13 protein-coding genes and 1 CRISPR repeat array are annotated in these 22,576 nt (G+C 54.5%); of the genes, 12 read left to right on the top strand and 1 reads right to left on the bottom strand.

Annotation, left to right across the window (positions count from 1 at the left end):
- The first annotated feature begins 3 nt into the window (after positions 1-3).
- The 12 genes from cas3 to OEL83_06140 all read left to right on the top strand — a co-directional run bounded on the left by cas3 (position 4) and on the right by OEL83_06140 (position 19,611).
- Complete coding sequence (gene cas3, locus OEL83_06195) at positions 4-2,313, top strand: CRISPR-associated helicase Cas3' (protein ID MDK9706624.1); 2,310 nt, start codon at positions 4-6, stop codon at positions 2,311-2,313.
- A 17-nt stretch (positions 2,314-2,330) separates the two neighbouring features.
- A complete protein-coding gene (gene cas5c, locus OEL83_06190) occupies positions 2,331-3,095 on the top strand; it encodes a type I-C CRISPR-associated protein Cas5c (GenBank protein ID MDK9706623.1) in 765 nt (254 codons plus the stop codon).
- Positions 3,095-4,867 (top strand): type I-C CRISPR-associated protein Cas8c/Csd1, encoded by a 1,773-nt coding sequence (gene cas8c, locus OEL83_06185; protein ID MDK9706622.1) that lies wholly within the window; start codon positions 3,095-3,097, stop codon positions 4,865-4,867. The genes cas5c and cas8c overlap by 1 nt, the downstream gene beginning before the upstream one ends.
- A complete protein-coding gene (gene cas7c, locus OEL83_06180; GenBank protein ID MDK9706621.1) occupies positions 4,864-5,814 on the top strand; it encodes a type I-C CRISPR-associated protein Cas7/Csd2 in 951 nt (316 codons plus the stop codon). Before cas8c ends, cas7c begins: the two co-directional genes overlap by 4 nt.
- 54 nt (positions 5,815-5,868) lie before the next feature.
- On the top strand, positions 5,869-6,579 hold the full coding sequence (cas4, locus tag OEL83_06175) for a CRISPR-associated protein Cas4 (protein MDK9706620.1): 711 nt from the start codon (positions 5,869-5,871) through the stop codon (positions 6,577-6,579).
- Between the two features lie 12 nt (positions 6,580-6,591).
- Positions 6,592-7,446, top strand: a complete 855-nt coding sequence (locus OEL83_06170; GenBank protein MDK9706619.1) for a Bro-N domain-containing protein — start codon at positions 6,592-6,594, stop codon at positions 7,444-7,446.
- 14 nt (positions 7,447-7,460) lie between these two features.
- Complete coding sequence (gene cas1c / locus OEL83_06165) at positions 7,461-8,492, top strand: type I-C CRISPR-associated endonuclease Cas1c (protein MDK9706618.1); 1,032 nt, start codon at positions 7,461-7,463, stop codon at positions 8,490-8,492.
- A gap of 9 nt (positions 8,493-8,501) precedes the next feature.
- Positions 8,502-8,792 carry a CRISPR-associated endonuclease Cas2 gene (cas2, locus tag OEL83_06160; GenBank protein ID MDK9706617.1) on the top strand — a complete coding sequence of 97 codons (291 nt, stop codon included), beginning with the start codon at positions 8,502-8,504 and terminating at the stop codon, positions 8,790-8,792.
- Positions 8,793-8,980: 188 nt separating this feature from the next.
- Positions 8,981-12,981: direct repeats of the CRISPR family, unit length 32 nt; unit sequence GTCGCCCCCCGCGCGGGGGCGTGGATTGAAAC.
- Between the two features lie 324 nt (positions 12,982-13,305).
- Positions 13,306-14,805: a DUF3365 domain-containing protein gene (locus OEL83_06155; protein ID MDK9706616.1), complete on the top strand. Its 1,500-nt coding sequence runs from the start codon at positions 13,306-13,308 to the stop codon at positions 14,803-14,805.
- Positions 14,806-15,096: 291 nt separating this feature from the next.
- A complete protein-coding gene (locus tag OEL83_06150; protein ID MDK9706615.1) occupies positions 15,097-16,539 on the top strand; it encodes a diadenylate cyclase in 1,443 nt (480 codons plus the stop codon).
- A 102-nt stretch (positions 16,540-16,641) separates the two neighbouring features.
- Positions 16,642-18,195 carry a DUF2868 domain-containing protein gene (locus OEL83_06145; protein ID MDK9706614.1) on the top strand — a complete coding sequence of 518 codons (1,554 nt, stop codon included), beginning with the start codon at positions 16,642-16,644 and terminating at the stop codon, positions 18,193-18,195.
- 15 nt (positions 18,196-18,210) lie between these two features.
- On the top strand, positions 18,211-19,611 hold the full coding sequence (locus OEL83_06140) for a DUF3482 domain-containing protein (protein ID MDK9706613.1): 1,401 nt from the start codon (positions 18,211-18,213) through the stop codon (positions 19,609-19,611).
- An 81-nt stretch (positions 19,612-19,692) separates the two neighbouring features.
- Here the strand turns inward: OEL83_06140 and OEL83_06135 are convergent, their stop codons facing one another.
- Positions 19,693-22,575, bottom strand: coding sequence for a response regulator (locus OEL83_06135; protein MDK9706612.1), 2,883 nt, complete (start codon positions 22,573-22,575; stop codon positions 19,693-19,695).
- Between the last annotated feature and the right edge of the window lies 1 nt (position 22,576).

Raw genomic sequence — 22,576 nt, 5'->3', positions numbered from 1 at the left:
ATAATGAATTATTTTGCCCATAGTGAAAACAACTATAAGCACAAACATCTGGCAAAAGGGCATCTTTCCAGTGTATCCGACCTTGCTGCAAAATTTGCTGCAAGCACACGATGGAAAGACGAATCATCCCTCTCCGGAAGGCTTCATGACCTGGGAAAGTATGCTGACCTTTTTCAGAAAAGGTTAAAGGGAGAAGAGAGTGGTCTTGACCATTGGTCACCGGGAATGTGGGTTGCATTGGAGTATCATGCAGTTGCCGCCGCCTTGGCGATCCAAGGCCATCACATTGGACTTCAATCCATCACCAACCTTCGAAATGCAACCCCCGCGAATCTTACAGAAAGACATCCTCTAAACTTGAGACTCAGCGATACTAACATTAATCGTCTAAAAGATAGATTTTCAGAAGATGACCTTAAGGTCAGCAAACCAGATTCTTATGCTGTCGAACCGCAAAAGGGATTTCAGAACCCTGTCGCCTCCATGTTGGATGTGCGAATGCTTTTTTCATGTTTGACCGATGCTGATTTTCTAGACACAGAAGCCCATTTTGAAGGAAATGAGCTGGGGAAGAGATATCGTGCATCCGGACCAACTTTGGATATCCCCAAAGCCATCTATGCATTAGAGCAATTTATGGTTGGCAAAGTTCGTAGCACAAGTCAATCAGATACGATAGTTCGCGACGCCAGAAATTCGCTTTGGAATATGGTTGTTTCCTCTGCGGAGCAAGAACCGGGACTTTTCACGCTCACTGCGCCAACCGGCAGCGGGAAAACACTGGCTATGCTCAAGTTTGCCTTAGATCATGCGGCTTGTAACGGTCTTAAACGATTAGTACTTGTAGTACCTTATCTGTCTATCATCGAACAGACAGCAGCGATTTATCGAGCCATTTTTCAGGAATTTCCGGAAAGCTTTGTGCTTGAGCACCACAGTATGGCTGGCCTTGGCATTGAAGAATCGAAAAATGATGCAGAAGTTATCAAGGAACGTGGCCGCCGACTTCTCTCAGAAAACTGGGACGCTCCGATTATCATTACGACAAATGTGCAATTATTGGAGTCGCTGTTTTCAAACCGACCATCAGCGTGCCGCAAACTTCACAACCTGATGGAATCGGTCATCATGTTTGACGAGGCCCAGACTTTACCTCAATCGCTCGCTGTGCCGACATTAGCAGCCTTATCTCACTTTTCCAAAGCATATCGGACAACAGTGCTCTTTGCCACAGCCACCCAACCGGCATTTGATGCTCTGGATAGTGCTGTTAGAAAATTTGTCCCTGAGGGTTGGTGTCCAATCGAGGTGGCTCCTGATCATGCCTGTCTCTACGATGCATTGCGTCGTTATGAAGTTCAGTGGCCAAAAAATGGCGAGAAGAAAGATTGGGTGACCTTAGCGGAAGAAATTCAAGGCGAAAAACAAGTGCTTTGTGTTGTAAACCTTAAAAGCCATACAGCAGCAATACTGAGGGAAATCAGAGAAACTGCCGCAGTGTTCCATCTCTCCACCAATCTCTGCGCATACCATAGGAGAGTTGTTTTAGATGAGGTCCGTGCCAGACTTAAGAACGGTGATCCCTGCCAACTCATTTCAACCCAATGTATTGAGGCCGGCGTCGATGTGGATTTTCCTGTAACCTACCGGGCGATGGCGCCACTTGATGCCATTGCCCAAGCAGCTGGCCGCTGCAATCGGGAAGGGAGGCTTATAACTGAGTCAGGAAAACGGCGAATGGGCGAAGTGCGGGTGTTTGAACCGTCAATGGAAGGAAGCTGGCGAAGTCTTTACCCGACCTTTGCCTATTATCAGGCAACTAAAGTGACGGAAACCATGCTCATCATAGCAGGTGAGACAGGAATTGACCTGAACGCTCCAGCAGTCTTTCGCGATTTCTACCATCGCCTCTATGATTTAAGTAAGCCGGAGGCCAATAACCAAGAACTTATTGAAGCCTTTTGTGCTGTTGATTTTGTCCGAGTTGCCCGAGAGTATCGTTTAATTGATAGTACAACTATCCAGGTACTTGTACCTTACATGCCGCAAATCGATTTATTTGAAGAATTGCGCCAGGAGCAGGATGTTGCCGGAATAAGTGCCAAATGGATTCGTCGAGCCCAAGGGCTGGCTGTCAGTGTCTTTCGTCCCCAACTGGACCATCCTGCCTGGGGAGTGCTGATTCCGGCAAAATTACGCTATGGAAATGGGGTGTCGGATGAATGGTTTATTCTGGAGGATCATATAGATGGATTATATGACGAAGTTTTCGGACTGTGTTTGCCGCAGTCCCATCAGATTCTAATTGGCTGATAAAAAGGAGGAAAAATGTGAACAGACGAACGCATACGCTGGAAGTCTGGGGGGATTTGGCCTGTTTTACCCGGCCGGAGATGAAAGTTGAACGGTTCAGCTATCCGGTCATTACGCCATCCGCTGCACGAGGCATATTTGATGCCATTTATTGGGAAGGCATTCGGGAAACCGACGGTATGCGTCCATATTTTCATTGGCAGGTCGAACGTATCGAGGTTCTAGAGATGCCACGTTATATTGCCCTACGGCGGAATGAGGTGAAGGACAAAGTTCCAGCAGACCGCACCATCAAAGCATGGATGGATGGCCGATCAGAACCGGAGCCCCTTTGGGCTGATGGTGGTAAAGATGATACGGGCACTGATCAGAAGGGCCGTACCCAACGGCAGACGGTAGCACTAAAAAATGTCCGCTATCGACTCACTGCTAAGATTGTTCCAAAATCCAAGTTTGCAGACCACGAGCACTCTAACAAATACGACAGCATATTCGAACGGCGCGCCAAGCAGGGAAAATGCTTTCAACAACCATACTTCGGATGTAGCGAATTCCCGGCTTTTTTTGAATATGCTAATCCTGGTGATGCGCAAAAAACTACAGCCTCTTTTGATCAGCACCTCGGCTGGATGTTATACGATGTTTTCGACCTGCGGCGAGAGGTGGTCAAGAATGACAAGCCATTTATCTCTCTTTTTGATGCTACCGTGGTCAACGGTGTGTTGGATGTTCCACCTTTTGAAAGCGAGAAGGTACGAAAACCGGAAAGTGGAGGAGTCTGATGCTGAATCAGCTTGTAACCTATGCCAGAAAAAATCTTTCTGGTTCTGAGCCAGGTTTCACTACACGGACAGTTCGGTGGCTGGTGGAAATTTCCGGAGATGGTCAACTTATAAATATCTTGCCATTGGGTGATGATAAAAAGGGTGCGCAGACTTCCAAATGTCCTGAAATGGGCAATATGAATGCCGGAGGCCGTGCCCATTTTCTCGTTGAAACACTTCAGACTGTAACCTTGCTCTGTAAACCGAATGAAGAACCAAAGAAGATTGCTGGCTCACAAGAAAAACAGTCGTTTTTCAAGGGGATGATTCGGCAGGCAGCCGTTGAAGCCTCGTCGCTGGTACCTTTGACGAAGTTTTTAGATGGTGAACAACTCGTTACGCTACGTGACCGATTTTCTCAGGAAAAGGCAAAACCTACCGATTGGCTTTGCTGGCGCATTGCCGGAGTAGACCCCTTACAGGAATCGGCTGTACTCGATTGGTGGCGCTTCTGGAGGGCGTTGGATCAAGAAAAAGGCAAGACTGAGGAAAAGCCCAAAAGAGGCAAAAAAACTGTCGAATCGTCAGCTACTACCAATTCCAAAGAAATGATCTGCTTTTTGAGTGGCGAGGTGCTCATGCCATTACCGACACAGCCGAAAATTACAGGGCTTTCTGGTGTGGGTGGTTTGAGTATGGGTGATGTCATGGCTGGATTTGACAAAGCTGCCTTTTGCTCCTTTGGATTGGAGCAGGCCAGCAATGCAGCCATGGGCGAAAAATCAGCACGCGAATTTATTGATGCTCTCAATCACTTAATCAAGAATCACTCTCGGAAATTGGCCAATACCTTGGTTGTCCATTGGTTTAAGGACACCGTCAGGGTGGAAAGTGATCCCCTGGCTTTTCTTTTCGAACCGCCCGAAATCACTGAAGCAACAGCTTACAACTCAGCCCAGCAAATCCTTGAATCCCTGCGAACTGGCCAGCGATCTGGTTTCGACAACAATCGGTATTTTGCAATAACCATTTCCGGTGCTTCGGGTAGGGTAATGATCCGCGACTGGATGGAAGGGAGTTTTGAGGAGCTGATTACAAGAATCGAGCAATGGTTTTCCGATCTGGAAATTGTTGCTAGGGATGGGAATAATCTCGCCCGTGATCCAAAATTCATGGCTGTCTGTGGAGCATTTGTTCGAGAACTTAAAGATTTATCGGCCCCAACATCAGCAATCCTCTGGCGTGTTGCTTTGACCGGGCAGCCTATTCCTCAGACCTTCGTCGCCCAAGCACTACATCGTTTTCGTTGCGACTTGATTGATGACAAACAATTCAACCACGCCCGCATGGGCTTGATAAAAGCATACTTCATTCGTAAAGGAGGAGATCACAACATGAGTGCTTATCTCAATAAGGAACATCCCGAACCCGCCTACCAATGCGGACGTCTTCTAGCAATGCTGGCTGACCTGCAACGCACGGCGCTGGGCGATGTCGGCGCTGGCGTGGTACAACGTTACTATGTGGCTGCCAGCCAAACGCCTGGGCTGACTCTCGGACGACTTATCTCCAACGCCAAGAATCACCTTAACAAACTAGATGGCGGCCTGGCCTATTGGTATGAAGGCCAGATTGCCGAAATCATGAGCCAGATTGAGGACCGCATACCGGGAACCCTTGATCTCGAAGGGCAGAGCCTTTTTGCTTTGGGCTATTATCAACAAATTGCCGCACGTCGAGCTGGGAAAACAAAAGACAACGACAAATCCACTAAAGGAGATATCCAATGAGCATACAGAACCGTTATGAATTCCTCTTCCTGTTCGATTGTGAAAACGGTAACCCCAACGGCGACCCGGATGCTGGCAATAGCCCTCGCATCGATCCTGAGGATATGCACGGCCTGGTTTCCGATGTGGCACTCAAGCGCCGAGTAAGAAATTTTGTTCAAGAAAAGTTTGGCGCTGATATCATCGCGTCGACGCCGAACGCCATCTATATACAACATGCCAGTAATCTGAACAAATATATCACCAAGGCCCATGAAGAGACGGGCGGTAAACCGGAAGGCGGAGGCAATCGTAATCAGGTAATGAGCGCACGGGACTGGATGTGCAAGACCTTTTTTGATGTCCGAACCTTCGGGGCAGTCATGAGTACCGGCGCTAATGCCGGACAGGTGCGGGGTCCCGTGCAGTTTTCCTTTGCCCGTTCAGTTGACCCAATCCTACCGTTGGATATTTCCATTACCCGTATGGCGGTGGCGGAAAAGGTCAAAGATGCAAAAACAGCTGCTGATTATGAAAGATGGGAAAATGAACAGGAAGAGGACAAACTTCGAACCATGGGTCGCAAGGCCCTTATTCCTTACGGTCTTTATGTGGCTAAAGGATTCATCAGCGCCAATCTTGCCAAGGGAACCGGATTTTCTGACACTGACTTGGCTAATTTATGGGAGGCGCTCTTGAATATGTACGACCACGACCGCTCCGCCAGCAAGGGGATGATGTCTTGTCGTGGGCTGTATGTTTTCAAGCATGTCGGCACCGACAGCGACCAAAACCAGCGGATCAAACAGGCAATGCTAGGCTGCGCACCAGCTCACAAATTACTGGACCGCAATGCTATCGTAGAAATTGTTAGAACATCATCTGGATCACCCCGTGCTTTTGCTGATTACAAAATTACGGTACATAAGGACCGTTTGCCCAGTGGCATTGAATTGCTGGCTATGTGAGGAAAAGCATGTTGGCTCGAATGAGTATGGCCTTCCAATTAAACAGGTGCTGAAGTGTATAACGAAGAAGACTTATTACCAATTTCATTGCTTCAGCATCTTCTTTTTTGTGAGCGTCGTGCCGCCCTCATACAACTCGAAGGCATTTGGGAAGACAATCTTTTCACTGTCGAGGGTTCCCACCTGCACAAGAAGGTCGATGACGATGTGCCCACAGAGTCGCGGAATGATATCCGTATATCTCGTGGGCTTTTATTACGTTCCTCTGAGTTCGGACTTTCCGGCAAAGCCGATGTGGTGGAATTTCACCGGATGAGCGATAAGGCAATTATTTCCTCAATTACAACTGAGGAAAGAGCCATTTCAATTCCGCTGGCAGGCACTGGCGGACTATGGAAACCTTATCCTGTAGATTACAAGCGCGGCAGGATGCGACATGAAGAAGGTTTTGAAGCCCAGCTTTGCGCTCAGGCGATCTGTCTTGAGGAAATGCTTGGCTGTTCCGTGCCGGAAGGGGCAATCTACTACGGCAAGCCCCACAGGCGGTTGGTGGTGCTGTTCGACGACACTCTGCGGAGCAAAACCATTAAAGCAGCCAACCGACTCCATAAATTAGTGACAAGTGGCCGTACGCCACAAGCTCGATACGAAAAGAAATGTGAAAGCTGTTCCCTGCTGTCGGCATGTATGCCAAAGGTAACGGGGTCGAAACGGAGCGCAAAGAGCTACCTGACCACAGCCCTCGATCAAGTGTCGCAACAATAATGAGGTATTGAGTTGGAAACAAAACTGGTTGTTTTTAAAAACAAAGAAATCCGCAGAATCCTACATAACAATGAATGGCATTTTGCCGTCGTTGATGTGGTCGCGGCCTTGACTGACAGCGATAAGCCCCGAGATTACTGGTATCGCATGAAAAAACGGGAGCAGGCTGCAAGCGGAATTGAGTTGTCGACATTTTGTCGACAACTCAAGTTGGAAGCAACAGACGGCAAGAAATATCAAACTGAAGTGGCTGATACCGAAGGGATTTTTAGAATTATCCAGTCGATTCCTTCTCCCAAGGCCGAGCCCTTCAAGCGTTGGCTGGCCAAGGTCGGTCATGAGCGGGTTCAGGAGATTGAGGACCCGGAGCTGGCTACCAAACGGACCAAGGCTCTCTACCGGGCCAAAGGCTATTCGGAGGCCTGGATCGAGAAACGGATGCGCGGCATTGCCGTCCGGGCCGAACTTACCGACGAATGGAAAAATCGAGGTGTCAACGAGGAACCGGAATATGCAATACTGACCACTGAGATTTCAAAAGCTGCGTTCGGCCTGACACCTTCAGAATACAAGGAGTTGAAAGGGCTGGAGCGGGAAAATCTGCGCGATCATATGACCGATCTGGAGTTAATCTTCTCCATGCTTGGCGAGGCGGCCACTACTGAGATTGCCCGAAAACAGGATGCCCAAGGCTTTGGCGAAAACAAAATTGCTTCCCACAAAGGTGGAAGAATTGCCGGCGAGGCGAGAGAGAAACTGGAGAAAGAAACAGGCGAGAGGGTGGTTAGCCGGGATAATTATCTAACTGAGCCGGAGAGCCAGAAACGTTTAACGACACAAAAGACTGCGAGCGCACTAAAGAAATAACACGAGACCAACTTATGCGACATTTGCTGAACTCTCTTTATGTTACAACCCAAGGCGCCTATCTGGCACGGGATGGCGAGACTGTCGCTGTCCGCGTTGAACATGAGACGCGACTTCGAGTGCCGATCCATACCCTTGGCGGCATTGTCTGCTTTGGCCAGGTTTCCTGCTCACCACCGCTTATGCAGTTATGTGCCGAACGGGGCGTAAGGATTGCTTTCTTAAGCGAATACGGGAAGTTTTGGGCGAGGGTTGAAGGACCGGTTTCCGGCAATGTCCTTTTACGAAGGCAACAATACCGGTGGGCCGACGATACCGACAAATCCGCCGAAATTGCTCGTGCCATAGTCATCGCCAAGGTGGCCAACCAGCGAACGGTTCTTCTGCGGGGGGTGCGTGATTATCCGGAAGCGGCTGGGAATCAGGATATGAAAAGTGCGGCCGACTACCTGGAGAAGCAGCTGGGTGTGCTCCGGCAACCGATGTCCCTTGAAAGTGTACGGGGTGTAGAAGGAGATACGGCCAAATGCTATTTTTCAGTACTCGATCATCTGATTGTCGCGGGTAAGGATGAGTTCTTTTTCAATGGACGGAACAGACGCCCGCCACTCGACAACATGAACGCCCTTCTCTCCTTTCTTTATACCCTTTTGGTGCATGATGTCCGCTCTGCGCTGGAAACGGTTGGCCTTGATCCAGCTGTCGGATTTCTCCACCGAGACCGACCGGGCAGACCGAGTCTGGCACTCGATATCATGGAAGAGTTGCGACCGGTGCTTGCCGACCGGCTCGCCCTCTCTCTCGTCAACCGGCGACAGATCAAGGGTAAAGGCTTCAAGACGACGGAAACAGGCGCGGTAGTCATGGATGACGAAACCCGCAAGGAAGTGCTGGTCGCTTACCAAAAACGAAAGCAGGAGGAATTGCAGCATCCGTTTATCAACGAAAAGATTGCTCTCGGCTTGCTGCCCCATGCCCAGTCTCTGCTATTGAGCCGCTATATACGGGGCGATCTGGATGGATATCCACCATATTTTTGGAAATAGGAGACTGAGATGCTGGTACTGGTAACCTATGATGTAAACACGGAAACATCGGAAGGACGAAGACGATTGAGGCGCGTTGCCAAGGCCTGCGTGAATTGTGGCCAACGGGTGCAGTTTTCAGTTTTTGAGTGCCTGCTTGATCCAGCTCAATGGTCCACCCTACGGGCGCGTTTGATCGATGAAATTGATGAGGAATTAGACAGTCTACGTTTTTATTTTCTCGGCAGTAACTGGAAAAATAGAGTGGAGCATGTCGGAGCGAAACCCGCTTATGATCCTGAAGGCCCTTTAATCATCTAAAAAGGAGGTGCGCGAACCCAAAGCAGACACAATTTCCCCGTTCCTTTCGCGACAAGAATAACTACTTTAATTTACGATTAAATTTATCATTCATCTCTATAAGAACGGTTGTTTAAAGCATAATAATTACCTCTTTCGCGCTAAAGGGATAATTATTAGCTGATATGATAAAGCTTTATTGAAGAACAGTCGCCCCCCGCGCGGGGGCGTGGATTGAAACAATAAAAATTGCACCTAATATAATGTTTTAATACGTCGCCCCCCGCGCGGGGGCGTGGATTGAAACTTTACCCCGCTGGTTGGTGGCGCAATCGTTGCCGGTCGCCCCCCGCGCGGGGGCGTGGATTGAAACATGTGATCCATGTCGGCATAGATATAGAGATTAAAGTCGCCCCCCGCGCGGGGGCGTGGATTGAAACTTTCATGCTTCGGCCTCCCTCTCAATTGTTAGCGCGTCGCCCCCCGCGCGGGGGCGTGGATTGAAACGTCCAATTGGTGCCCCAGTATCCCGCCACATGGGTCGCCCCCCGCGCGGGGGCGTGGATTGAAACATCACTACCATCCCAACATTTTTCCGGTGGTGGTGTCGCCCCCCGCGCGGGGGCGTGGATTGAAACTTGCCTTCCAAAACGATGGCGGTAAAATCAAACTGTCGCCCCCCGCGCGGGGGCGTGGATTGAAACCCATTTCATTTATTATTGCAACTACTCCGCTAGGAGTCGCCCCCCGCGCGGGGGCGTGGATTGAAACTAATCAGGATTTATCGGGTGGAGTATGGACACAAGTCGCCCCCCGCGCGGGGGCGTGGATTGAAACTTTAAAATCGTTGGCCGAGGTAACGGCAACAAAAGTCGCCCCCCGCGCGGGGGCGTGGATTGAAACGAGGAACATCTTCGGCACGTAGAGCGGCAGATCATGTCGCCCCCCGCGCGGGGGCGTGGATTGAAACAAATGTCTCGCCGCTTGGGGGATTTATTTCAATTGTCGCCCCCCGCGCGGGGGCGTGGATTGAAACGGATCTATGGTCTGCGCACTTTTAGATACAGAAGGTCGCCCCCCGCGCGGGGGCGTGGATTGAAACGAAAAATACCGCCTTGGTTGGAATCCAGCCCACGTCGCCCCCCGCGCGGGGGCGTGGATTGAAACGATTGCTGGCGTAATGTTGGATACGGCTACTGGCGTCGCCCCCCGCGCGGGGGCGTGGATTGAAACATGCCTTCCGGTACCCAGATCGATTCGTTTACCGTCGCCCCCCGCGCGGGGGCGTGGATTGAAACTGGATAAACGAGCAGGTTAGAAAGCAAACAGGCGTCGCCCCCCGCGCGGGGGCGTGGATTGAAACATATATTGCTACGTCTTTCGTCATCCTTCTGTAATGTCGCCCCCCGCGCGGGGGCGTGGATTGAAACGGATTCAATAGCGATAGTACGAATTTCATTAGACGTCGCCCCCCGCGCGGGGGCGTGGATTGAAACTTGTTGCTCATGCCGCCACCTCCTCAACCGCCAAGTCGCCCCCCGCGCGGGGGCGTGGATTGAAACCCAAAAAGAATCAACGGCCTCGCGAATAACCTCCGTCGCCCCCCGCGCGGGGGCGTGGATTGAAACCGGACGGCAAAGCAAATCATTATTGGGATTGCGCGTCGCCCCCCGCGCGGGGGCGTGGATTGAAACGGTAGTTTTTGGATGGTAGTGGAGTTCAGCTCGAGTCGCCCCCCGCGCGGGGGCGTGGATTGAAACCAGAGGGTTCTGGTGCCGTTGAGGGAGCCCTCCAGTCGCCCCCCGCGCGGGGGCGTGGATTGAAACGCATTTCATATCCTCGAACACCACCCCGGCGACTAGTCGCCCCCCGCGCGGGGGCGTGGATTGAAACGAGAAAATAAATATCGCCTCGATATCGGGGTTGAGTCGCCCCCCGCGCGGGGGCGTGGATTGAAACACCAACAGTCGCTATCATACCGAATACAACAAAAGGTCGCCCCCCGCGCGGGGGCGTGGATTGAAACTCTCTAAGGGCATCAAGATCGCCATGTCCCGCCAGGTCGCCCCCCGCGCGGGGGCGTGGATTGAAACATGAATAAAGAAACTATCCGGTACTTCCTCAAAGGTCGCCCCCCGCGCGGGGGCGTGGATTGAAACACGGATAGTCAGTTGTCTGCCAATGGTGGCACTGTGGTCGCCCCCCGCGCGGGGGCGTGGATTGAAACAACATTCTTTTGCCCGATTTCACTCGTCCATGTTGTCGCCCCCCGCGCGGGGGCGTGGATTGAAACTTGGCGCTTTTAACGGGTATTCTAGTCTATGGTGGTCGCCCCCCGCGCGGGGGCGTGGATTGAAACAGAACGGCCATTCCGTTCTTGTATGAATAAACTGGTCGCCCCCCGCGCGGGGGCGTGGATTGAAACAATACTGTAAGTACAAAATTTTTATGTCTGATAAGTCGCCCCCCGCGCGGGGGCGTGGATTGAAACTGATTCCGGCCTGGCCTGGAATGCCAGCACGAAGTCGCCCCCCGCGCGGGGGCGTGGATTGAAACGATATCGGGGCTGAACATAACCATCACCAATCTGTCGCCCCCCGCGCGGGGGCGTGGATTGAAACATAATCCTGCATGTATTTTTCGTCAGTTGCTGCCGTCGCCCCCCGCGCGGGGGCGTGGATTGAAACCCTTTATCATTCCGCACATCCCCTATGAGGACCAGTCGCCCCCCGCGCGGGGGCGTGGATTGAAACGGCGGAGTCGGCAACTGTGCCTATCCGGTATATGTCGCCCCCCGCGCGGGGGCGTGGATTGAAACTCTGGTATCGACACCGGCAGCACGAACCGCGGCAGTCGCCCCCCGCGCGGGGGCGTGGATTGAAACCCAACAATTTCCCCGGCGAAATCACCGCCCCCGCTGTCGCCCCCCGCGCGGGGGCGTGGATTGAAACAAACGGAAGAACGGCGTTGACGCCTCAGCCTGGGCGTCGCCCCCCGCGCGGGGGCGTGGATTGAAACCAGATCTTGAGCAGCAGATCACCGAGGTGTCAGGGTCGCCCCCCGCGCGGGGGCGTGGATTGAAACCTGTTCCGGGTGGTTCTGGCTGAACATCTACGCAGTCGCCCCCCGCGCGGGGGCGTGGATTGAAACATTCGACGTAAGTATTACGGTCTTGGCCCTGGTTGTCGCCCCCCGCGCGGGGGCGTGGATTGAAACAAACTCTCGCTCTGCTCGACCCGCTATGCTATAGAGTCGCCCCCCGCGCGGGGGCGTGGATTGAAACAAGTTCTCCTATACTCATTTCGAAAACCCGTTCTGTCGCCCCCCGCGCGGGGGCGTGGATTGAAACACTACCAACGGCGGGGCAATCACCGGGCGATGGGTCGCCCCCCGCGCGGGGGCGTGGATTGAAACCGCAATATATATTTAATGATACTGATGGTAGTTGTGTCGCCCCCCGCGCGGGGGCGTGGATTGAAACGAGTGGCAGGTGGAGCGGGCATCGGTGCTTGGTGGTCGCCCCCCGCGCGGGGGCGTGGATTGAAACAAAAGATATTTCATTCAATACACCTACATTTTGCGTCGCCCCCCGCGCGGGGGCGTGGATTGAAACAAACAAAATTGTGAGCGAAAATTTACGTGAGTATGTCGCCCCCCGCGCGGGGGCGTGGATTGAAACATTTTTTGTCATCTGTTTCACGTTTGGGCGGTGGGTCGCCCCCCGCGCGGGGGCGTGGATTGAAACAGGTTGCGGCAAGGGGGTGTGGACATTGCCATTGGTCGCCCCCCGCGCGGGGGCGTGGATTGAAACAAAAGGCAGGCCGGACGGTTGGGAAACCAAGGCCGTCGCCCCCCGCGCGGGGGCGTGGATTGAAACGGTTTGCGGTTGATCGAGATAGGGTAAGCCATGTGTCGCCCCCCGCGCGGGGGCGTGGATTGAAACTACAATGAGTTACCTGAGCCACCAAAGCAGGGCAGGTCGCCCCCCGCGCGGGGGCGTGGATTGAAACACTCCGGGAAGTCATGATTCAAGCTTGGATGGAGAGTCGCCCCCCGCGCGGGGGCGTGGATTGAAACTTACTCTTCTTCCTCTCGTTTTTCACCGGTGATAGTCGCCCCCCGCGCGGGGGCGCGGATTGAAACGGCGAGATCGAACAAGGCCTGTGCACCCTTAAAGTGTCGCCCCCCGCGCGAGGGCGACTATTTAAACAACCCGCGACAGATTGTCACGGAGTGCTGCGGGCCACCGCCACCTCCCCGTACAACCTCAACACATTCTTGCCACCAACCATTTTTTGCCTTGCACTCGACTTGAAAAAAGTCGAACATACCCTTACATGGATACATGAGGCGTGACTGTCCTCAGTATTGATGGCTTCTTTTCTCTTTGGGAAATGATTCCGGCAGAATACAGGTAGAGAGATATTTTACCGCAAGGACATACGTTCCTTGTAAGGCAGGCAAACTGCTCAACGCAGTTCCACAAGAAACCATGACAACCACTGCCGCCCGTGGCATTTTTTAAGACTGACCAATGACTGAGACACCTGCCAAGAATGTCGAACAATCCGTGCTGATCCGCAACTGCCTGATCTCCGCGGCGGCCTGGACGATTATCTGCGTTCTTGCAAGCACTTGGAATGTCATGGAAATTATGGACAAAAGCCTGGGGCTAGCAGAGAAAGAGGCCCGGACAATCATCGACAAGGACCAGGCCCTGCGTTATTGGGCCACCGATCATAACGGGGTGTACGTACCCGTCACTGAAGAAACCCCTCCGAATCCGTACCTCAGCCATCTCCCTGAACGGGATATCGTCACCCCGAGCGGCCGGCAGCTGACCCTGCTCGACCCGGCCTCTTTCTTGCGGCAGGTAAGTGAACGTTTCTCGACGCTTTATAAAGGCCAGGGCCACATCACCAGTCTGAAACTGATCAACCCGCAAAATGCCCCCGATGACTGGGAAAAGGCCATGCTCAGGGAGTTCGAAGCCGGCAAGCAAGAGGCACGGATTTTTACAAAGATTGACGGTGAAGAATATTTCCGCCTCATGATACCGCTGCCCGCCAACCAGGGCTGTTTGCAATGCCACGCCCAACAGGGGTTCAAAGAAGGCGATGTCCGCGGCGGTCTGAGCGTTACCGTCCCTCTTGCGCCGTACCGCAATATGGAGCGGCAATCGCTCCGTCACCTGCAATATACCCACCTGTTTTTCTGGGCGGCTGGGCTTCTCATCATTTGTCTCAGTTTTTACCGCAGCTTGAAGCGCCTGATATTTCGCCAGGACTCCGAAAATCTGCTACGCGAGCAGAGTGAAAAGATCGAGCTCTTCGCTTACTCGGTCGCCCACGACCTTAAAAATCCGGTTATCGCCATCCATGGTCTGGCAAGAATACTCAACAAAAGGCACCTCGAAGGCATGACGGAAAAGGGCCGGCAATACATCGTGCAGATTGAAGAATCGGCAAGACAGGTATCTGCCCTTGTCGATCAGATCAACGCCTTTATCTCTTCAAAAGAACAGCCCATTTATAAAGAAACTCTGAATCTGCTCGATATCTGCCATACGGTCCGGGCAGAAAGCAGCCAGCGGCTCAATGCACGCAATATCGCCTGGTTCGAACCTGAAGAGCCGGTGATTTTTGAGGCCGACAAGATGGTCATCCTGCGGATTCTCAGAAACCTTGTCGACAATGCCTTGAAATATGGTGGCCCGGGCCTTAGTAAAATCACCATCTCCCACGGCGAATCGACCCACTTCCATACCATCATGGTGGCCAATGACGGCAAGGCCATCTCCAAGGAGGATTGCCGCAATATCTTCCTGAAGTTCAAGAGAAACTGCATTGACCACAAGGTCGAGGGCACCGGTCTCGGCCTGGCCATAGTCAAGGAACTGGTAAGCCTGCACGGCGGCCGGATCTGGGCAAGCTCGGATGGCAAGCAGGGGGTGTCCTTCGCCTTTTCCATTGCCAAAAAGACCGACGACGAGGCGGGCCGGAAAAGCCGCTTCGCCCCGCGACAGTCTCCTTGACGGGGGCACTCACTCCCCGTACCTGCCTTTTTGATGGGTGCCGCGCCCGGCATCTTTTTTTTACCGTAAAACTGAGTTGGGCTGCAGGCCTGCGCAAACGAAACCTGCCCTTGCCGTGCAAGAAACACATCACTCTTTGCCCCATGCAAATAATGCTGGGAGAACCCCCCTGGTAGCGAGTATGATCCGCAACGCACCATCTGCCGGACCCCCGCCACAAGGTAGCTCGAAAACAGCCACGCGGGCGGCAGCAAGAACCATTTTTCCCTGTCCCAAGAGGGCGTGCGCCATATGAACAAGATAGCCTTTATCCTCCGCGAATTTCTCACCTGGCAGGCGATGCTCGATATCGCCCTCATTGCCATCGGCCTGTTTTTTCTGTACCGGACCCTGGTGCGTCTCGGCACCTGGAAGATCCTCCTGGGGATCTTCGCCGCGCTCATGGTGTTCACCCTGGCCAATATTCTCAATCTGGAGGGCATAGAGTGGATCTTCCAGAACCTCAGTCATGTTGCGGTCATCGCCATGATCGTCATCTTCCAGCCGGAACTGCGCAAGCTCCTAGAAAAGGTCGCCTCACTGCAGCAGAAAAAGACCCTCTCGGTTGACGACAGCCTGGTGCAGATGGTTGCCATGAGCCTGTGGCAGCTGGCCAAACTAAAGCGGGGGGCGATAATCGTCTATCCCGGCAAGGAACCGATGCAGGAAAAGTTGTCCGGCGGCCACAAACTGGCGGCGGAACCGAGCCTGCCGCTCATCATGAGCATTTTCGACCCCAACTCCCCCGGCCATGACGGGGCAATGATCATCGAGGAAAATCGCCTGACCACCTTCGGCGTCCGTCTGCCGATGTCGCAGACCTCCCGGCTGCCGGAGGAGTACGGAACCCGGCACCACGCCGCCATGGGGCTTGCCGAGCAGACCGACGCCCTGGTCCTGGTGGTGTCGGAGGAGCGAGGCGTCGTTTCGTCTTTTCGCAATGGCGTCATGAAGGCCCTAGGCTCGGTTGAGGAAATCGCTGAGGAAATCAAAAACCACAATATCCAGGAAAACTTTCTCGATATCGAGCGGCTTGCCCTGCTCGACCGCAATACCTTCGTCCCCATGCTGGCCAGCCTGCTGGTCGCCGCGATCTTCTGGACTTCCTTGATGATCGTCAATCGCCAGGTGGTAACAAGAACCCTGTCCCTGCCCCTTGAATACAGCCAGCCCGCCGAAAATCTTCTGCTGGTCGGCGACAAGGCCGAAGAGGTCCGGGTGCAACTGGCCGGCCCGAAGTCGGAGATCGACAGCTTTGTCCTTTCCCAGCCGACAATGAAGGTCGACCTGTCGAACATGGTTGAGGGCAAGCAGACTATCCTCCTCACCGGGGAAAACCTGCAGTTATCGCCGAAGCTGTCCTTCCTCGACAGCAGCCCGGCCCAGATCGAAGTGCATCTCGCGGTCATGGTAAAACGGTCGGTACAGGTCATCCCGCAGCTGGTGGGCACCCTCCCACCCAACCTGAAACTCAAGCAGGCAAAGGTTCTCCCCAAAGAGGTGCAGGTGATGATGCCGCCGCCGAAACGCGGCGACAAGCCATTGACCCTGTCCACCACCCCGGTCTACCTCAACGCCATAGAGGAAGACACCCGGCTCTTCTGCAAGATCATCGCCCCGCCTTCTGTCCACCCTGCCGTCAAACCGTGGCAGGAGGTTGTGGTAATCATCGAAGTAGCCGATTCGGGAAAATAACCGGCTGAGGAAGGAGAGGCGGGGCAAGTCCCGAACGGGCGATTGCCGCCCACGGTCTCGCCCTCTCTTGCCCTGCCGTGGCATTCTGGTATAATGGCGCCCATGAAAACGACCTGGAATTATCAAGACATCATTAATCTCGAATACTTCTTCCACCGGGACAAGGATGGCGAGGAGACCGATTTGCACCGCCGGGACCGGCAGATCTTCCTCGACCATCAGCAGCAGACCGCCGCCAAGGAGCGGCTTTCCCGCCGGGAGATACTCCGTCTGTGGCTGCATGCCCGTATTGCCGAGGAGTTTCCCGGCCCGGAACGGAAAAGCCCCGGCGCCCTGCTGGGCGATACCCTCCGCCTTGCCAAAGGCCTGGCGATTGTTCTGGGAATCCTGCTTGGCGCCGGTACCGGGCTGACCTTCTTCACCTACACCGGAACGACGCCGGTCAATGTCTTTCACTTTCTTCTTTTTTTTGTTCTGTCCCAGCTGCTTCTGGCCGGCCTGGTCTTTGCCACCTGCCTGCTGCGCCTCCTTGTTCCGGCGATGAGCCCGCCGTCCTTTTACTCCCTGCTGTTTAAAAGAGCGGTCGGCCGGCTGGCCGGTGTCCTGCACCGGTCCTGGCTGCAAGGCCTTGACGCCGACAAACGGACCTCGATCGTCTATGCCCTGGACACCTTTCGCACCGGCAATGCCGTCTACGGCGCGCTGTTTTACTGGCCGCTGTTCGGACTGGTGCAGCTCTTTGCCATCTTCTGCAATATTGGCCTGCTGGCGGCAACCATGCTGAAGATCGCCACCAGCGACCTGGCCTTTGGCTGGCAATCGACCCTGCAGATCAGCAGCGACATGCTGCACCGGGGAGTGCAGCTTGCCGCCCTGCCCTGGTCGTGGTTTGTCCCGAAATCTAGCAGCTACCCGTCACTTGCCGAAATTGAGGGCAGCCGGATCATCTTGAAAGACGGCCTGCACCACCTGGCAACCGGCGACCTTGTCGCCTGGTGGCCCTTTCTCGTCCTCTGTCTGGTTTTTTATGGCCTGCTGCTGCGCCTGGCCTTTGCGGTGCTCGGCAGGCTCCTTGAAGAACACGCTTTGGCCCGCCTGGACCTGGGCACCGCCTCCTGCCTCAACCCGATCCGCCGCATGCGCACCCCTCTCGTCACCACCCAAGCGGCCCCGGAGCCGGACCGGCCTGCGGCCCAGGCGACGGGTGGTGGCCGGGACCAAGCCCCGGAGCAAGGGCTCCAGCTCCTACCGCAGATCGTGCTGGTGCCGGATGACATCTTTGGCCTCTGCCCGACCGACAAGCTCACCCCGCTCCTGCAAGAACGCGGCTTTGCCATAGTCAGTGTGCAAAAATTCATGACCGGTTATGATGAGGATGAAGAGCTGAAGGACAACCTCGCCCTGCAGTGCCGCAATCCGCAGGTCGGCCTCTTCATCCTCATGGAGGGCTGGATGCCGCCGCTGGTCGCCTTTCTCACCTACCTGCGGGAGCTGCGCGAGGTCCTGCCGGAGAAGACCATGATCCACCTCGGCCTGGTGGGCCGGCCGGTGCTGCTCGGCTTTGCCCCACTTGCCCCGCAGGACCTGGCAATCTGGCGGAAAAAGCTGGCGGCGGCGCGAGACCCCTACCTGCAGATTCTTTCCCTCCTCCCCTGACCAGAGGAACCAACCATGATACCGGAATTCGCCATACTCGGACACCCCAACGAAGGCAAATCATCGGTGCTCTCCACCCTGGCCGAAGACGACTCGGTGCGCATCAGCCCCATCCCCGGCGAGACCACCGAATGCCGGTCTTTCCCAGTAGTTATCGATGGCCGCGAGGTGCTGCGTTTCACCGATACCCCTGGTTTTCAGAACCCGGGCCGGGTCCTGGTCGAGCTGAAGAAGCGGGTTAAAGGAGGAGACGACAACCCCTTGCGGCAGTTTCGTGAATATGCCGAGGGGGTCCCGGAACTGCACGACGACCGGGAACTCCTCGGCCCGGTCGAACGCGGGGCGGGGATCATCTACGTGGTCGATGGCTCGCGGCCGGTGCGCAATGTTGACAAGGCGGAGATGGAGATCCTCCGGCTCACTGGCAAGCCGCGGATGGCGGTCATCAACTGCAAGGACCAAAGCGACGAATTCCTGGAGGATTGGAAAACCGAATTCCGCAAGAATTTCAACAGCAACCGGGTATTCAACGCCCACCGGGCCACCTACGCCGAACGCCTCCTCCTTCTGGAGGCACTGAAGTCAATCGATCAGGACTGGCACCGCCCGCTGTCGCTGGTGGTGGACGCCTTTCGCAAGGATTGGGCGGCGCGCAACGACACGGCGGTCGAGATTATTACCGGCCTTCTGACCGACAGCCTCGGCCTGCAGCTCAGCGAGAATATCGGCGCAGGCAGTGATGCCCAGTCCTGCCGGGACCGGTTGTTCACCATCTACAGCGACACCCTGGTGCAGAAGGAAAAAATCGCCCACCAGCGGATTCGCAGCCTCTTTAAACACAATATCTTCCAGTATGAGCTGCCGCCGCACTCGGTGCTGCATGCCGACCTTTTCGACGAGCGGACCTGGCAGCTCCTCGGCCTCACCAAGAAGCAGGTGGTGATCGCCGGCGGCCTGAGCGGCGCTGCCATCGGCGCCGGCCTGGAAATGGCGACCCTTGGCCACAGTCTGGGCATCTTCACGGTGGCCGGCACCGTCGCCGGGGCCCTTGGCGCCCTGTTCGGCGGCGAGACCTTCTCCGGCCGCGCCGAGTTCATGGGCATTCCGCTTGGCGGCGAGGTGGTACAGGTCGGCCCGGCCAGGTCCATCGACCTGCTCTTTGTCCTCCTCAACCGGTCGCTGCTCTATTACCGCCACACCATCAATTGGGCGCACGGCCGCAGGGACTATGCCAAGGCCCTGCAACCGGTCCTCCAGACGACGCCCCGACAGGCCTTCACCGACCGCTGGCCTACCGGCAACATTAAGATATGCCAAGAATTTTTCAAATCAATCAGCAAAAAAGACGACGACAGCGCAGCCAGGCGATTTAGAGATTTGCTGCGCTCCACCTTGCAGGAGATATCCGAGGAGTAAGATACTTTTTCTTGGTGGGGATCGAGGCGGCGTAGAGCCGAAAGGCTTGGTTACTGAAGGCAAGCTGCTCCCTTGCCGGAATCAGTGATGGAAACCCTCGATAGCCGACTTCAGTCCCTCGATTGAGAACGGCTTATTCAGTACGCCCTTAAAACCGTAGTCCCGGTAATTGAGTACCACCGGATCCTGCGAGTTGCCGCTGGAAACCAGGATACAGGCGGCGGGATCCATGGCGAAGATCTCCTTGGCCATCTCACAGCCCCCCTTCCCCTTGGTCACCTGCAGATCGGTGATAACCAGCCAATAGGGTGTTTTTTCCTGCAAGGCCTTGCTATAGAGCTTCACGCCTTCTTCACCATTGCCTGCAAAATCAGCTTCATAGCCAAGATATTCAAATAAACCGACAAAAATATCCCTGATTAACGCCTCGTCGTCCATCACGAGGATTTTACCTTTCATCGTTGTCTCTCCACCGTCACGTTGCCAAGCCGCAGGTGTTTGTTCCGTCGGCCCGGCATCCGCGGTTCTTTCCTGCTCATCGACGAGCAGGGCAGTCAATCCAGCCCGCAATGCCGCCAGTTGTTCAGCGAGGTTGCCGGGGGCCTCGCCGCCCGCCTGTTCACAGATCTCCTGCGCCAATTCCGCCCAACCCGAAAGACCGCATTGCAGCAAGGTCCCTTTCAGGTTGTGCACCAGTTTTTCCAACTCCTGGTATCTTTTTTCTCGCAAGGCGAGTTCGCATTTTGCTAGCGATATCGTGATATTCCTGCGGGAGGACGCCAACAGCTGCTCGGCCTGTTCCCTGGTGAGGTGCACCATACGCAGAAGACCTTCCAACACCTCGCTGTCCGTTGCCGGACTTCTTGAGGTCGAAGCAGGAGCAGGTGATGCGGCCGGCAGCGGATTGTTCTTTAGATGCCGCGAGGGCTTATATTTCTCTTGAGCAGACAAACGGCTCAACTCAGCTATATGCGGCCCTTTGATATCGCCAGCGTCGAGGAGGCTGAACAAAATGCTGATCAGTTGTTCGGGCTGAAAAGGTTTTGTTAAATAATCATCCATACCGGCCGCGAGACACATCTCCTGATCGCCGCCCATGGCATGGGCGGTCATGGCAATTACCGGGATATGTTGTCCAAACAGCTTTCCAGCGAGACGCCGTACCAGGCCATCGTCCAGGGCAAAAGGGAGTGCCTCGCCGTTTTCAATGGCGCGAATGATTCTCGTGGCCGACAAGCCATCCATTCCCGGCATCTGTACGTCCATGACGATAACATCAAAATCCCCTTGCCCCGCCAAAACTTCAAGGACCTCCAGCCCGTTCCCGGCGATGGTAACCCGGTGGTCGACCTCCAGCACCATCCTGGCGAGATCACGGTTCACTTCATTGTCATCGACCACGAGTATGGAGAGGCCGTCGAGCTGCTGCAATCCCGAATCGTATACTCTCTTGACCGGCGGGATCATGTCTTCCGTCCCCTCCGCCAGCTGAACGGTGAAATGAAAGGTACTGCCAAGCCCCGGAGAACTCTCGACCCAGATCCTCCCCCCCATCATCTCGGTCAGCTGTCTGCTGATGGTCAAACCCAAACCGGTGCCGCCATATTTGCGAACGTAGGAGTTGTCCGCCTGCTCAAAGACGTTGAAGATCCGCTCCTGCTGCTCCGGGGTTATTCCGATCCCGCTGTCTCGAACGCTGCAATTGAGCAGGCAACACCCTTCCCCAGGGAGGTTGTCCCGCAGCCGTTCGACCTTTACGGTGACCGCGCCGCTCGTGGTGAACTTGATGGCGTTGCCGATCAGATTGAAAAAGATCTGCCGCAAGCGAAGATCATCGCCGACGAAAACCGACTTGTTATCGAAATCATGCACCAGCTCAAGGCACAAGCCCTTCTCGTTCGCTGGTACTGTCATGGTTGAGATGATCGTTTCGAGGAACTGCTTCATCAGAAAGGGTTTATGGCTCAATTGCAGCTGCCCGGCCTCAATCTTTGAAAAATCAAGGATATCGTTGAGAATGCCGAGCAAGCTGTCGGAGGAAGTTTTAACCGTCTGCAGCAGCTTCTGTTGTTTGGGGTCCTGCTGATTTTCAAGAGCCAGCTGCGTCATGCCGATGATCGCATTCATCGGCGTGCGGATCTCATGGCTCATGTTGGCAAGAAAGGAACTTTTGGCCTGGTTGGCGGCCTCAGCCGACTCTTTTGCCTCAAGAAGGTCGCGGGTACGTTTTCTCACCTCATCTTCGAGGGAGGCATCGCGCTGCTCTATCTGGGCAAGCATATCGTTGAATCCAGCCGCTAACAAGCCCAACTCATCCTTACTGTCGACATGACAACGCAGGTCATATTTCTTTTCCTTAGAGATACGATTCATAATCGCCGACAATTTGTCGATGGGGTGAATAATCACCTCCAGCATTTTCCTGGAAAAAAACAAGGTGCTGGTAATGCCGAGAATCAGCATGACGACCATAAACGATCCGAGCAGCATGAGGTTGCGATTGATTTCCGTGAGACTGACCGTGAGGAACAGGAAACCGATGGTTTCGTTATTCAAAATTACGGGTTGCAGCACCTCGACGTGCTGACCATGAAACTGGTACCCTTTTTCCTTCAGACCCTCCGGCAGCGTTTCATGGACATCCGATGAACCATTCCCCTGATATTTGGCATATAGTTGCCCCTGGGCGTTGTAAATCATCCCGGAAACGACATTCGGCTTAGCTGCCAAGGACTTGAGGATCGTTGACAGGGCCGGCCTATCCTCAAAGGCAATACCGGCGCTGCAGCTTTCGGCGATGACCATGGCCAGGGTGCGTACCTCGTCGGCAAGCTGCTTGCGAACGAGAAACCACTGGCTGCAAAACGAGGCAAACATCACTAAAGTCAAGGCAACCGTACAGGAAAGCAGGACAATGGCGTGCAGTTTGTAGCGAATGGGTAAATGGCGAAACCAATTTCTCATG

The sequence above is a fragment of the Desulforhopalus sp. genome, assembly GCA_030247675.1.
Classification (GTDB): domain Bacteria; phylum Desulfobacterota; class Desulfobulbia; order Desulfobulbales; family Desulfocapsaceae; genus Desulforhopalus_A.
This window is presented reverse-complemented; position numbering and strand designations above follow the sequence as displayed.

What these genes read in the sequence shown, in the direction of transcription:
- cas8c (MDK9706622.1), top strand. Translation starts at nt 3,095, where the DNA reads ATGCTGAATCAGCTTGTAACCTATGCCAGAAAAAATCTTTCTGGTTCT.
- OEL83_06145 (MDK9706614.1), top strand. Translation starts at nt 16,642, where the DNA reads ATGAAAACGACCTGGAATTATCAAGACATCATTAATCTCGAATACTTC.
- OEL83_06135 (MDK9706612.1), bottom strand. Translation starts at nt 22,575, where the DNA reads ATGAGAAATTGGTTTCGCCATTTACCCATTCGCTACAAACTGCACGCC.
- cas1c (MDK9706618.1), top strand. Translation starts at nt 7,461, where the DNA reads ATGCGACATTTGCTGAACTCTCTTTATGTTACAACCCAAGGCGCCTAT.
- cas7c (MDK9706621.1), top strand. Translation starts at nt 4,864, where the DNA reads ATGAGCATACAGAACCGTTATGAATTCCTCTTCCTGTTCGATTGTGAA.
- OEL83_06150 (MDK9706615.1), top strand. Translation starts at nt 15,097, where the DNA reads ATGAACAAGATAGCCTTTATCCTCCGCGAATTTCTCACCTGGCAGGCG.
- OEL83_06140 (MDK9706613.1), top strand. Translation starts at nt 18,211, where the DNA reads ATGATACCGGAATTCGCCATACTCGGACACCCCAACGAAGGCAAATCA.
- cas3 (MDK9706624.1), top strand. Translation starts at nt 4, where the DNA reads ATGAATTATTTTGCCCATAGTGAAAACAACTATAAGCACAAACATCTG.
- OEL83_06155 (MDK9706616.1), top strand. Translation starts at nt 13,306, where the DNA reads ATGACTGAGACACCTGCCAAGAATGTCGAACAATCCGTGCTGATCCGC.
- cas2 (MDK9706617.1), top strand. Translation starts at nt 8,502, where the DNA reads ATGCTGGTACTGGTAACCTATGATGTAAACACGGAAACATCGGAAGGA.